At 70.1% G+C, this 12,756-nt stretch carries 12 protein-coding genes; 7 read left to right on the top strand and 5 right to left on the bottom strand.

Annotated features, from left to right (window positions below; genetic code table 11):
- Positions 1–87 precede the first annotated feature (87 nt).
- The 3 genes from AC1D2H_RS06625 to AC1D2H_RS06635 all read left to right on the top strand — a co-directional run bounded on the left by AC1D2H_RS06625 (position 88) and on the right by AC1D2H_RS06635 (position 3,450).
- On the top strand, positions 88–1,386 hold the full coding sequence (locus tag AC1D2H_RS06625) for a sigma-54-dependent transcriptional regulator (RefSeq protein WP_478010363.1): 1,299 nt from the start codon (positions 88–90) through the stop codon (positions 1,384–1,386).
- Positions 1,376–2,536 (top strand): sensor histidine kinase, encoded by a 1,161-nt coding sequence (locus AC1D2H_RS06630; RefSeq protein WP_478010364.1) that lies wholly within the window; start codon positions 1,376–1,378, stop codon positions 2,534–2,536. The genes AC1D2H_RS06625 and AC1D2H_RS06630 overlap by 11 nt, the downstream gene beginning before the upstream one ends.
- A 185-nt stretch (positions 2,537–2,721) precedes the next feature.
- Positions 2,722–3,450, top strand: a complete 729-nt coding sequence (locus AC1D2H_RS06635) for a response regulator (RefSeq protein WP_477933248.1) — start codon at positions 2,722–2,724, stop codon at positions 3,448–3,450.
- 98 nt (positions 3,451–3,548) lie between these two features.
- Here AC1D2H_RS06635 and AC1D2H_RS06640 read toward each other — a convergent pair whose 3' ends face one another.
- A complete protein-coding gene (locus tag AC1D2H_RS06640) occupies positions 3,549–4,562 on the bottom strand; it encodes a hypothetical protein (RefSeq protein WP_478010365.1) in 1,014 nt (337 codons plus the stop codon).
- A gap of 183 nt (positions 4,563–4,745) precedes the next feature.
- Between AC1D2H_RS06640 and AC1D2H_RS06645 the strand changes: the two genes are divergently transcribed.
- On the top strand, positions 4,746–5,516 hold the full coding sequence (locus tag AC1D2H_RS06645; RefSeq protein WP_477933252.1) for a PEP-CTERM sorting domain-containing protein: 771 nt from the start codon (positions 4,746–4,748) through the stop codon (positions 5,514–5,516).
- 95 nt (positions 5,517–5,611) lie between these two features.
- Positions 5,612–6,199, top strand: a complete 588-nt coding sequence (locus AC1D2H_RS06650) for a GAF domain-containing protein (protein ID WP_477933254.1) — start codon at positions 5,612–5,614, stop codon at positions 6,197–6,199.
- Here the strand turns inward: AC1D2H_RS06650 and AC1D2H_RS06655 are convergent.
- From AC1D2H_RS06655 to AC1D2H_RS06670, 4 genes are read right to left on the bottom strand one after another with little or no spacing between them, the layout of a single operon-like run.
- The gene (locus AC1D2H_RS06655; protein ID WP_478010366.1) at positions 6,196–6,855 is read right to left on the bottom strand and encodes a 3-keto-disaccharide hydrolase; all 660 of its coding nucleotides are present in this window, start codon (positions 6,853–6,855) and stop codon (positions 6,196–6,198) included. The genes AC1D2H_RS06650 and AC1D2H_RS06655 overlap by 4 nt on opposite strands.
- 2 nt (positions 6,856–6,857) lie before the next feature.
- Positions 6,858–7,475: a gluconate 2-dehydrogenase subunit 3 family protein gene (locus tag AC1D2H_RS06660; RefSeq protein WP_478010367.1), complete on the bottom strand. Its 618-nt coding sequence runs from the start codon at positions 7,473–7,475 to the stop codon at positions 6,858–6,860.
- Positions 7,476–7,477: 2 nt separating this feature from the next.
- Complete coding sequence (locus tag AC1D2H_RS06665; protein ID WP_478010368.1) at positions 7,478–9,277, bottom strand: GMC family oxidoreductase; 1,800 nt, start codon at positions 9,275–9,277, stop codon at positions 7,478–7,480.
- Between the two features lie 50 nt (positions 9,278–9,327).
- Positions 9,328–10,683, bottom strand: coding sequence for an MFS transporter (locus AC1D2H_RS06670; protein WP_477933261.1), 1,356 nt, complete (start codon positions 10,681–10,683; stop codon positions 9,328–9,330).
- Positions 10,684–11,020: 337 nt separating this feature from the next.
- On the opposite strand from AC1D2H_RS06670, the gene AC1D2H_RS06675 reads away from it, so the two are divergent.
- Entirely contained in the window at positions 11,021–12,115 is a 1,095-nt protein-coding gene (locus tag AC1D2H_RS06675; protein ID WP_478010369.1) for a 6-carboxytetrahydropterin synthase, read from the top strand.
- Entirely contained in the window at positions 12,112–12,741 is a 630-nt protein-coding gene (queE, locus tag AC1D2H_RS06680; RefSeq protein ID WP_478010370.1) for a 7-carboxy-7-deazaguanine synthase, read from the top strand. Before AC1D2H_RS06675 ends, queE begins: the two co-directional genes overlap by 4 nt.
- The last annotated feature ends 15 nt before the right edge of the window (positions 12,742–12,756 follow it).

Here is a 12,756-nt window from a genome sequence, read left to right on the forward strand (position 1 = left end):
GTCGTCCGGAAGCGGACACCGGCACTGTCCGCTTCCGGACACCGTCTTGCCCGGGTGCGCATGCGGCGCTTAGAGTCGCGCCCTCTCATGGCCGGCCTGCTCATCCTCGACGACGACCCCGACGTGGCCCTGGCCGCGCGGCTGGCGCTGCGCCGGCTCGGCGCCGTGGCCGTGCGCCACGCGCCCGCCGAGCTGATGGCGGCGCTGGACGAGACCCGGCCCGACGTGCTGCTGCTGGACATGAACTTCACGCCCGGCGCCAGCGACGGCGCCGCCGGCCTGGCGCTGCTGCGCGAGGTCGTCGCGCGTCGCGATGCACCGGCCGTCATCGTCATGACGGCCTATGCCGAGGTGGAGCTGGCCGTGCAGGCGCTGAAGGCGGGTGCGGTCGACTTCATCACCAAGCCCTGGCCGAACGAAAGGCTGGTGGCCTGCGTGCAGGCCGCGTTGGCGCGCCGTGCGCCGGCGCCTGCGGCTGGCGAGCTGCTGGGCGAGTCGGCCGCGATGCAGTCGCTGCGTGCGCAGATCGCCCAAGTCGGCAACAGCGAGGCCAGCGTGCTCATCCTCGGCGAGAACGGTGTCGGCAAGGAGCTGGTGGCGCGTGCGCTGCACCAGGCATCGCCCCGCGCTGCCGGCCCACTGCTCGCGGTCGACATGGGCTCCCTGCCCGAGGCGCTGGTGGAGAGCGAGCTCTTCGGCCACCGTCGCGGCAGCTTCACGGATGCGCGCGAATCGCGGCCTGGGCGCTTTGTCGCGGCGGCGGGCGGCACCCTCTTCCTCGACGAGATCGGCAATCTGCCGCTGGCCCAACAGGCCAAGCTGCTGGCCGCACTGGAGCGCCGCGAGGTGACGCCGCTGGGCAGCGACAAGCCGGTGGCCGTCGACGTGCGCGTACTGGCCGCGACCAATGTGCCCGAGGCCGAGCTCTTCGACGCGCGGCGCTTCCGGCCCGACCTGCTCTACCGCATCAACACCGTGGTGCTGCGCGTGCCGCCGCTGCGCGAGCGTGGCGCGACGGACGTGGCCCTGCTGCTGCGCCACTACCTCGCCCACTTTGCGAGCGGCAAGCCGGCGCGCGACATCGAGGCCGATGCGCTGGCAAGGCTTTGCGCCTGCCGCTGGCCGGGCAATGTGCGCGAGCTGCGCCAGGCTTGCGAGCGCGCCACGCTGCTGGCGCGCGGGCCGGTGTTCACCTTCGCGGACTTCGGCCTGGCGGAGCTCGCCGCGCCCGCACCGGTCGAACCGGGCCTGGACCTCGCCCAACGCGAGCGCGAGGCCGTGCAGGCGGCCCTGGCCCAGGCCGACGGCAATATCAGCCAGGCCGCCAAGCTGCTGGGCGTGAGCCGGGCGGCGCTGTATCGCAAACTGGATAAGCATGGCCTTTGAGCGCGCCCGCGTCGCCACCGCGGCGGTCGTGCTGGCCGCCAGCGCGGCCGGCGCCATGGCCGCGCTGGAATCGCCGCGCGTGCTCGTCGCCTGCGCCTTGGCCGGACTCCTTGCCGCCACCTTCGGCTGGGCGGCACTGACGCGCCTCGCTCACCGGCCCACGCCATTGCCACCCGATCCACTCCCCGCGCCGCGCCCCGACCTGGACGCGGCGCTGGAGCACGCGCCGCTCGCGCTGTGGCGCCTCGTCGCCGGTGCGCCGCCGCTGGCGCTGAACGCCGCCGCCCGCCGCCTCATCGCGCCGGGCCGCGCCATCGAGCCCGCCAGCCTGCTCGCGCTGCTGGACGCCGAGCCCGGTCGCCGCGTCGTCACGCTGCCCACCGAGCACGGCCAGGAGCGCGCCGTGCTCGCCGTCTCCGCATTGACCGTGCAGGGCCAGGCCTGGCGGCTCGCGGCGCTGGCGCCCATCGAGTCGGAACTGGAGACCGAGGCCCTGGCGGCCTGGCGCCAGCTCGTGCAGGTGCTGACGCACGAGATCATGAATTCGCTGACGCCGATCGCCTCGCTGGCCGGCAGCGCACCGGCCCTGCTGGAGGCCGGCGAGCACGCGGAGCTGCAGACGGCGCTGGCGACGCTGGCGCGGCGCGCGGCGCATCTGCAGGCCTTTGTCGAGCGCTATCGCAGCGTCAGCCAACCACCCGCGCCGACGCTGGTGGACTCGCCGCTGCTGCCGCTGCTGCAGGCGGTGCAGCGGCTGGTGGCGCCCGCCTGGAGCGCCGTGGGTGGGCAGGTTGATCTCGCCGTCGAGCCCGAAAGCCTGGCCCTGCGCACCGACGCCGCCCAGTTGGAGCAGGTGCTGATCAACCTGGCGCAGAACGCGCTGCAGGCCTGCGCCGGCCGGCCGGCACCGCGGCTGAGCATCGAGGCGCGCTTGAGCCGCGGCGCGCGGCTGCGGCTGACGGTGGCCGACAACGGCCCGGGCGTCGCGCCGGGGCTGGAGTCGCGCATCTTCACGCCCTTCTTCACGACGCGCGAGGGCGGCAGCGGCGTGGGCCTGGCCGTCGTGCGCCAGCTCGTGCATGGCCTGGGCGGCACGGTCCGCCATGCCAAGCGGCCCGGCGGCGGCGCCTGCTTCGTGCTCACCTTCTGAAACCCCTCGTCCAAGGCGGACCCCGGCCGGTCTTGCAGACCGCGCAGCCGGCGGAGCGGCCCCGCGCCCGGCCCGAAAACAGCTACAAACCCCCGGCATTCGTCGAGAAATGCCGGCTTTCCTTGATGGTGTGCCCTTGCGGCGGATGTTAGGCTGCCCGTTGTTACACCCCAGGGATGGAGTCGATGTTTCACGAGCTGCAGGAGTTGCTGGGCGCCTATCTGATGCCGGTATTGATCGCGATACCCCTGGCCATCATCGTGCTCATCGCCGCCTTCAAGCGTGACGACTACCGTCCGCCGCGCGAATACACGCCGCCGCCGCGCTCGCCCGAGGGCACGCAGCGCGCCAACGCGCCAGTGGTGCTGCCGCCCTTGCCGGTCGGCCCCAATGCCGGCCCGTCGATGGCCAGCGCCTTCGTCACGGCGCCCACGCCGATGCAGCCGCCGGCCGCGGCCACGCCTGCGGCGCCCGTGGTGCCCGAAGGCCCGCCCACCGTCCTCATCGCCGATGACTCCGCCGTCGTGCGCACCAAGCTCAAGCGCCTGCTGGAAGGCGCCGGCTTCACCGTGGTCCAGGTCAATGACGGCAACGAGGCCATGGCCCAGCTGGAAGAGAAGCCCGAGATCGCCGTGCTGATCACCGATCTCGAGATGCCCAACAAGGACGGCTTCGAGCTGATCGCCGACGTTCACGGCAGCCTGACGACCGAGGACCTGCCCGTCATCGCCATCACCGGCCACGACGAGCTGCATGGCCGAGTGGGGCAGATCGAAGGCGTCTACGGCATCTTCAAGAAGCCCTGGAACGACCGCGAACTGCTCAAGCGCGTCGAGTCGCTGGTGCACCTGCGCACGGCTGCAAGCCGGCGCGGCCGCCGCGCCAGCGATCTGCGCGCCCCCCCGAGCGCCTGACTCGCGCGCCGAGCGCCGGGCCGCTCCCTAGCCGGCCCGCCTTGGGCGATGTGCTCGCGGCTCGAAGCCGCGAGCATCGCCGTCCCCTCGGCTTCAAATCAAGCCGGCCTGAAGCTCCAGCGCAGCTTGATCTCCGCCTGACCGGTCCCGGCCGGCAGCCGCGCCTGGTCCTGTCCCTCTGAACTGAGCTGCACGAGGCGCTGCTGCAGCCAGGCCTGGGCCTCCCGCCATTGCAGGCCGATGCGGCCCTCCTGGCGCTGCGGGCGGCGGTTGGTTTCCTCGCGGGTGCGCACGCCCTGCACGTCCTGCGGCACCAGGGCCAAGGCCGTCCAGACGCGGCCGTTGCGGGTGTCGAGCACGGCCTGCAGCGTCGGGCAGGGCGCGTCGTCGCGGCGCGTTTCCTGGCCCAGGGCGGTCTCGGTGTAGTTCACGACGCCCTGCACGTCGTTGAAGCGCCCCTTGACGCGGTCGTCCAGCCGGGCCGTCGTCTGCAGGCCGCAGGCCATGGGCCCGGTGAAGAGCAGATAGGGCGTGGCCGGGCCGCTGTCCTCGGTGGCCTCAGCCCCCCCGCCGGCCTGGCGGCGCGCCTCGGCGCGGCAGGCTTCGCGGGCCTTGCCGGCGGGCTGGCGTTCACAGGTCGCTGTCGCCTGGCCGTAGCCCTGCAGCACGCCTTGGCTGCCACGGTTGACGCCGGGCATGCCGGCGGCGCTCAGCGCCGAGGCCTCGCGCATCAGGCAGGCCTGGTCCTGTCCGCAGCGGGCCTGCAGCGCCTGGGCCTTGGCCTGCATGGCGCGCCAGTCGGGCATGGGCGCCATGGGGGCGGCGGCCGCCGTGCGCTGGGCGGCTTCGGCCTGGCGGCGGTGGTCCTCGGGGTCCAGCGGGTTGTAGGGGATGGGCGCGCCGTCGCTCTGCAGCAGGGCGCTGAACTGCCAGCGCTGGCTGAGGGTCTGCTCGCCGCGGTCGGCGCCGGCCTGCACGGGGCCCTGGCGTTGCAGCTCGACCTCCAGCACGAGGCGGCGCTGCTGGGGCGTCTGGGCCTGGGTGGCGTCGGCCAGCAGCCCGAAGGCGGCGAGGGCGAGCAGCAGGGTCGGTGCGGTGGGGCGTGAAGGCATGAGGAAGGCTCCGGCGTGGATGGGTTGGCCGGCATCGTCTGGCAGGCGACGCGGCGGCGCATCGCCCATGGGGAGCCAGCATTCATGACAGCGCCATGGCTCTCGCATGGCTCTTCGCGGGCGATGCGGCCGGGAGGCCCGAAAAACACACTGGCGGCCTTTCCAACCCATCCCGAGCCCACCATGAAAACGCTGCTGACCCTCCTCCTGGCGTCCACATCCCTGAGCGCCCTGGCCGCTGGCGGCCAACCCACCGGGTCGTCCGGTGCCAGCGCCTATGCCGGCGGCCAGACCCTGGGCGGCACCGGGCACGCCAGCGCCAACAACAGCTATGCCAATGTCAATGTGAAGGGCGTCGCGTCTGCCTCGCTGGTGGACGGCACCCTGCATGCCTATGCCTGGTCCAGCAACAACCCGACGCTGCCCAAGGGCTGCCGGCCCGACATGCTGTCGTGCAACTGGGGCACCAGCGCCGACGCCTGGTACTGGGACAAGATCACCCTCGAGGCCGGCGACGACTACGAGCCCGGCGAGGAAATCACCTGGAGCTGGTCGGTCGATGGCACGACGACGCGCGGCAAGTGGTGGAGCGGTGCCTCGGCCTACAGCTATTTCTACGTCGGCCCCAACGCCGAGGGCTGGCGCAAGCCCATCTATCTCGATGTGAAGAACCAGTCGCGCAGCATCAGCGGCAGCTTCGTCATGCCCGCGGATGGCAGCCCGCTGACGCTGTACAGCTATGGCTCGCTGTCGGTTTTCGCCGAAGGCGGCGCGGTGGCCGACTACTCGCACACCGCACGTTTCAGCTGGGCCCTGCCCGACGGTGTCACCTTCACCTCGGCCTCGGGCCAGTTCATGGCAGCAGCCGTGCCAGAACCTTCCACCTGCGGCCTGATGCTGGCCGGCCTGGCCGTGCTGCCCTGGGTGCGGCGCCGACTCGCTGCGCGTGACTGAAGTCCCAGCGGAAGTCCCGGTATCACCGCCGGTTACTCGACCGAAGCGGCGGCAAGCGCGGATGATGCGGCCACGCACTTCAGGAGAGTTGCCGCATGTCTTATGTTGACCCGCTGGATCAGCAGGCCCTGGACGTCAAGATTTCCGAACTGCTGGTCGCCACCTCCGACAGCTATGACACCTCGCTGGACCGGCAGATCACCGATGTGCTGCTGTTGCTGCGCAAGCAGTTGCGCATGGATGTCGTCTTCGTGTCGGAGTTCGTCGATGGCGAGCGGGTGTTCCGCTTCATCGATGGCGGCGAGCCCCTGGGCCTGCATGCCGGCGACGCGGCACCGCTGGAGGAAAGCTATTGCCAGCGCGTCGTCGAGGGCCGCATGCCCGAGCTGGTGCCGGATGCCCGCGTGCTGGTCGCAAGGGGCGAGCTGTTCGACCCGGGCATCGCGGTCGGCGCCCACCTGAGCACGCCGGTCGTGCTGCCGGATGGCCGCATCTACGGCACGGTCTGCTGCTTCAGCGCTGAGGCCCAACCCGACCTGCAGCAAAGCGCCCTGGCCTGCCTGCGCCAATGCGCGCGGCTGGTGGCCCGCAAGGTGGACGTCGAGCCGCGCATGGACTTCGCACCGACGCAGCTGGAGTGGCTGCCGACGGAGCCGGCGCCGTTTCCGGACATCACAGGCTAGGGCAAGGTCCTGACCTTGATGTTCCTGAAATGCACCGTGCTCTCGGGGTCATGCCCCTGCAGCGCGAAGGTGCCGCTGGCGAGAAACCGCTGCTCCAGGCCCTTCTTGCGCACGATGGGCGATTCCTCGGTGTAGTCGGCCGTCTTCTCGTTGCCGACGAAGGTGGTGACGTGCTTGCCGTCGACGCGGATGGTCAGCGTGAACCACTGGCCATCGGGTGCGATGACCTTGGGGAAATCCTGCACACCCCACAACCCACCGGTGCGGCTGGGGTCGCTGTGCGAGTTGTTGACCTGCACCTCGTAGCCGAGGTTGGGCCAGCCGACCTCCTGCCACTTGGTATGGAAATAGACGCCGGAGTTGGCCTTGGCAAAGGTCATCACATCGGCCTTGAACTCGAAGTTCCTGAACTCGTGCTGCTGGACCTGACCGACATAGAAGAGGTGGGAGCGCGGGCCCTGGACGATGATGGCGCCGTCCTTGACGCTGAAGCTTCCGGGCGCATCGCTGGCGCGCCAGTTGTCCAGCGTCTTGCCGTCGAAGAGCAGTTTCCAGCCCGCCGCGGTTTCTTCGGCGCTGAGCGTGTTGAGGTTCATGTCGGCGGCGTGTGCGGCAGTGGCGAGGGCGAGGCTGGCGGCGAGAAGGGTGGTTTTCATCTTCAGGCGACTCCGACGATTTGAAGGACCTTCATGGGCGGGCCGTCGAAAGTGACGGACGGGGTATTGCCGACGAAGCCGAGGTCCTTCGAACCCTCGGGCGTCGTATAGAAACCGCCGGCCGTCAGGTCGCGAAAACGCTTGAAGAAGCGTGCCGCGGCGGCGTGCTCGGGCTTGGCTTTCTGCACCCAGCAGATGTCGTCGGCGATCTGCGACTGCGCGGTGACATCGAGCTCGGCAAAGGCCTTGTGGAAGCGTGAACGGCTTTCGGCATCCAGCCAGGCCAGGCCCTTGACGATGACCTCCTTGTCCCCGGCCTGGTCGGGATAGGGCGCGCTGATCCACTCGTCGATGAAGAGGTGGACCTTGAGTTGCGCGGCGCTGGGCGAGCTCTCGTCGGCCGGGATGATGAGGCCGCACAGCGCCTGCGCGGTGCGTGCTTGCGTCGCCGTGAAGGTCAGCGGCCACAGCTCGCCGCTGCGGTAGGTCTGGGTCAGCTTGGGGTCGGCGCCATAGCCCTTGCCCTTTTTTTGCGTGGCCGGCGTGGCACCGGCGGACCGCTCCACGCCCATGGCCGCGCTGGCGGCCAGCATCCATTGCAGGGTCTGTCTGCGGTCCATGCTCAGAGCTCCTTCTTGCGCAGGCGGTCGACGATGTGGTCGGCCTGGCGCCAGGCCAGGGCCATGATGGTCAGCGTCGGGTTCTTGTCGGCATTGGATGCAAACGGCGCGCCGTCGGACAGGAAGAGGTTGGGCACATCCCAGGTCTGGCCCCAGCCATTGGTGACCGAGGTGCGCGCATCCGCGCCCATGATGGTGCCGCCGACCTCGTGGATGATGGAGCCGCCCGGCGCGATGGCCTTGACGCCGTCCAGCTCGGGTCCGCCGCCCTGCACGCGGCCGCCCATGGCCGTGATGATGTCGGCGAAGGTCTTCTGCATGTGGGCGGCCTGGCGGGTCTCGTGCTCGGCCCACTGCCAGTGGAAACGCAGCACGGGGATGCCGAAGCGGTCCTTCACGGTCGGGTCGATCTCGCACCAGGACTGCTCGTTGGGGATCATCTCGCCGCGGCCCGAGAAGTAGACGAAGCTGCCGTAGAGCCGCCTCACGTCCTGCTTGAAGCGCGCGCCGTAGCTGCCTTGCGTGAGCCACTCCAGGCCCGCGCCGGTGCCCGAGGTGGGCATGCGCTTGCCGGTGCTGATCTCGATGTGATAACCCCGCGGGAAGCCCAGCTTCTTTTCCCAGTCGCGGCCCTGCTGCTGATAGAGCCACCAGGGCGAATAGGCATGGCCGCCACCAGCGCCGTCCTCATTGTGGGCGGGGAGGGCCTCGAGGCCGGGCACCTGGCCCGACAGATCGCTGCCGACGGTGTCCATGATGTAGCGGCCGACCTTGCCGCTGCTGTTGGCCAGGCCGCCGGGCTTGCTGTTCAACAGGATGCGCACCGATTCGCAGGCACTGGCCGCCAGCACGACGGCGCGGCCCTTGGCCTCGATGTGCTTGCCGCTCTTGCGCTCGACAAAGCGCACGCCGCTGGCCTTGCCGTTCTTGGTCGTCACCTCGTAGACCATGGCGTCGCAAAGCACGTCGAGATTGCCGCTGGCCAGGGCCGGCGGCAGGTGCACGGCGGGGCTCTGGTAGGTGGCGCCGATGGAGCAGCCGCGGCCGCAAGGCGTGGCCCAGAAGCAGGCGGCGCGATCGCGCATGGACTGGGCAACGAGGGCCTGGGCGCGCGGGTTGCCGGGATGCAGCAAGGCCGGCAGGCGGGCGTCGTCGAGCTTCTTCGTCAGCACCGCGCGGTGGATGGGCACGACGGGCACGCCCAGCTTGGCCGCGTGCTTCTTGATGAGGCGCTCGCCGACGCGCAGGGCCGGCGCCGGCAGCAGGCAGCCGTCGGGCGAATCGGGCGTGTTCTCCAGGCCCTCGCTGCTGCCGTAGATGCCGACCAGCATCTCGACCTTGTCGTAATAGGGCGCAAGGTCTTCGTAGCCGATGGGCCAGTCGAAACCCAGGCCGTCACGGCTGTGGGGCTTGAAGTCGTAGGGACCGTTGCGCAGCGAGATGCGGCCCCAGTGGTTGGTGCGCCCGCCCAGCATGCGGGCACGCCACCAGTCAAAGCGCTGGGTCTCGTCCGTGGAAGCTTGCGTGTAGGGTTCGCCAGGCACCTGCCAGCCGCCATCCACCGTCGCGTCGTAGAAGCCGAAGGGCTTGTCCGGCGTGCCGGCGCCGCGCAGGGGTGCGTCGGCGCTGGTCTGGAACATCGGCGTCTCGGTGCGGAAGTCGTAGTGGCGGCCGGCTTCCAGCATCAGCACCTTCACGCCTTCGAGCGCCAGCGTGTAGGCCGTCTGGCCGCCGCCGGCACCCGAGCCGACGACGATGACGTCGTAATCCTTGGCCATGCTGCGCGTCGTCACGAAACCCATGCACCTCTCCCGGGGAAGACGGCGCAGTGTGCCACCACGCGAAAGCGATTTCAGCCGCCGGGCTGCGCCCTCGGACTGAGCAAGGCGGCGACGGTGACCAAGCCCAGAGCCAGCAGCAGCACCGGCAGAACCTGGCGTGTGACCGGGTCGAACAGCAGGCCGGCCAGCGCGAGTGCGGCGCTACTGGTCAACGCGTCGCAGAGCTGAAGCGAGGAGGTATTGCTACCTTGCTGTTCGGGCGGCGACAGCTTGAGCAGCAGCACCGACAGGATGGGGAAGGACAGGCCGATGCCCAGGCCGACCAGCGTCCAGCCCGCGAAGACCAGGGCCGAGGGCAGGGGGAACAGCAGCGGGGCGATGACGATGGTCAAGGCCAGCGCCGTCAGCGTGAAGCCGCCCGGCAGCAGCAGACGGCGCGACTCGGGTTTTTGCACGCGGGCCTGCAGGGCGCTGCCGATGCTCCAGGTCACGGCACCGGCGCTCAGCGCAATGCCGGCCTGGGTCAGGCTCCAGCCGAAATGCTGGGTCAGCATCAGCGGCAAAAAGGCCTCGGCGCTGGCAAAGGTGGCGGCAATGAGGCCGCGCAACAGGATGACCGTCGGCAGGCCGCGCGCCGCCCTCATCGTGCCGGCCGGCAGCAGCAGCCGGGCGGCAATGCCGGCGGCCACCAGCCCGGCACCGAACAGCAGGGCCGAGTTGGTGCCGCTCTGCTGGCTGGCGCTGTGCAGGGTCAGCGCGCCTGCGCTTGCCAGCAGCGCCCAGCGCATGGCGCCCCAGCGCAGCGCATCGCCGGTGCCCGTGCCCACGCGTTTGAGTGCCGGCAGCACCAGCATCGCCGCCACCGGCACCGCGGCCGCCACCGCCAGGAAGACCGAGCGCCAGCTCAGGAACTGCACGAGGAAAGAGGCCAGCGCCGGCCCGACGAGGCCGGGCACGACCCAGGCCCCCGCGAACATGGCGAACATCTTGGGATGAAGCGCTGGCGGCACGACCTGGCCCACGCCGACATACAGCGTCACGCCCAGCACGCCACTGCCCAGGCCCTGCAGCGCACGACCCAGCACCAGCGCCGGCATGGATGGCGCGAAGCCGGCCAGCAGCAGGCCGGCCAGAAAGGCGGCCAGGCCGGCCAGCGCCGCCCGGTAGGGTCCGCGCTTGTCGCAGAGCTGGCCGGCGGCCGTCATGCCCAGCACCGAGGTGGCCAGCGTCGCGCCGAAAGCCAGCGCGTAATAGGGCAGGCCATTCAGCGCCTCGGCCACGGCCGGCATCGCGGTGGCGACGGCGATGGACTCGAAGGCCAGCATGGAGATCAGCGCGACGGCGCCGATGCAAGCGGCGCTGCGGCCCGGGGCAAAGAGTTTTTCGGACGCACTCTCGGGCGCGTCGACGGGGTCAGCGAGATTCATGGCGATGGAGACTAAAAGCTCAAGCCCACTTCAAGTCAAGCGGGGTGGGAGGGTCTGTGACATCCCCATGGGTCGCGGCGAGGTCTTTGCCGGATGCTGGGCAAGGCGCGGACCGCCGCCCAGGCTGGTTGCCTGGGCAAGGTTCGCAACGCCGTCCAGCGCCGGCAAAGCCACGCCCCGGTGGGTTTGCGATAAAAAGGGCCGCGCGGGTGTTGCACCGCTTGCTGAGGCGCCCAGCCACAGCTTCGCGGCGCGCCTACTCGCGGCCCTTTTTATCGCAAACGCGACCCACGGAGATGCCACAGGCCCTCCCAAGGGGCCGCGCGACAATCGGGGCATGTCCCTTTCCGTCCTGCACTGTGCCTCAGCCGGCTTCGAGTCAGCCTGCCGTATTCCTGCCCTGCCCGCCTCCCATCGCAGCCATGGCCTGCATGGCCACAGCTATTTCGCCACCGTCCGCTCGGCGCTGCCGGCGGGCTGGGCGGCTTTCCCCGGTGGTGAGGTCGAGGCGCTGCGTGCGCGCATGGCCGACACCGTCGCGCCGCTAGACCATGCGCTGCTGAACGACCACCTCGCCGAACCCACCGACGAGAACCTCGCGCGCTGGGTGCGCCAGCGGCTGGCTGTGCCGGGCATCGTGCAGGTCGGCGTGCAGAGCACCACGCACAGCGGCGTCGACCTGGACAACGCCGGCCACGCCCACGTGTGGCGGCGCTACCGCTTCCAGGCGGCCCATCAGTTGCCCAATGTGCCGGCCGGCCACCAATGCGGCCGCATGCACGGCCATGGCTTCGAGGTCATCCTGCACGCCAATGCCGACCTTGGCGAGCGCGACCTGTCCATCGACTACGACCACCTCGACGAGGTCTGGGCGCCGCTGCACTTCGAGCTGAACTACCGCTGCCTGAACGACATTGCCGGCCTGCAGAACCCGACCAGCGAGAACATCTCGGCCTGGCTTTGGGACAGGCTCAAGCCCGAGCTGCCGGAGCTGAGCTGGGTGACCGTCTACGAGACCGGCTCCAGCGGCGCCAACTTCAATGGCCAGAGCTACCGCATCTGGAAGGAGATGACGCTGGACAGCGCCGTTCGCATGCGGCAGGCTCCCGAAGGCCATCCGCTGGCTGGTATCCATGGCCACACCTTCACGCTGCGCCTGCACCTGGCCGCGCCGCTGGACCAGGTCATGGGCTGGACGGTGGACTTCGGCGACGTGAAGCAGCTGTTCAACCCGATCTTCAAGCGGCTGGATCACCACCCGCTGTTCGAGATTGCCAACCTGCCCGATGGCGACGCGGCCGCGATCGCGGCCTGGGTGCTGCGCGAGGGCGGCAGCGTGCTGCCGCAGATCGATCGCGTGGACCTGTACGAGACACGCGGTTCGGGCGCCATCGTCAGCCGCGCCGACTCGGAAGAATTGATCCCCGTATGACCTACTCCGTCAAAGAGCTGTTCTTCACGCTGCAGGGCGAAGGTGCCCAGGCCGGCCGCGCCGCCGTGTTCTGCCGCTTCGCCGGCTGCAACCTCTGGACCGGCCGCGAGCAGGACAGAGCGACGGCGGTCTGCACTTTCTGCGACACGGATTTCGTCGGCACCGATGGCGTGGGCGGCGGCAAGTTTGTGACGGCCGATGACCTGGCCGATGCCATTGCGAAAGCATGGCCCGGCGGCGGCAAGCCCTACGTCGTCTGCACCGGCGGCGAGCCGCTGCTGCAGCTGGACACGCCGCTGATAGCCGCCCTGCACGCGCGCGGCTTCGAGGTGGCCGTCGAGACCAATGGCACGCAACCGGCGCCGCCGGGGCTGGACTGGATCTGCGTCAGCCCCAAGGCCGATGCGCCGCTGGTGCTGACCTCGGGCCACGAGCTGAAGCTGGTCTACCCGCAGCCGCTGGCCCAGCCGGAGCGCTTCGCGAACCTGGACTTCCAGAACTTCTTCCTGCAGCCGATGGACTCGGTGCTGCAGCGTGAGCACCGCAAGGCGGCGGTCAAGTACTGCATGGAACACCCGCAATGGCGGCTGTCGGTGCAGATGCACAAGGTGGTCGGGATCGCCTGAGCAGGCGTTGTGGCG

The organism is Roseateles sp. P1_C1_2 (assembly GCF_056406535.1).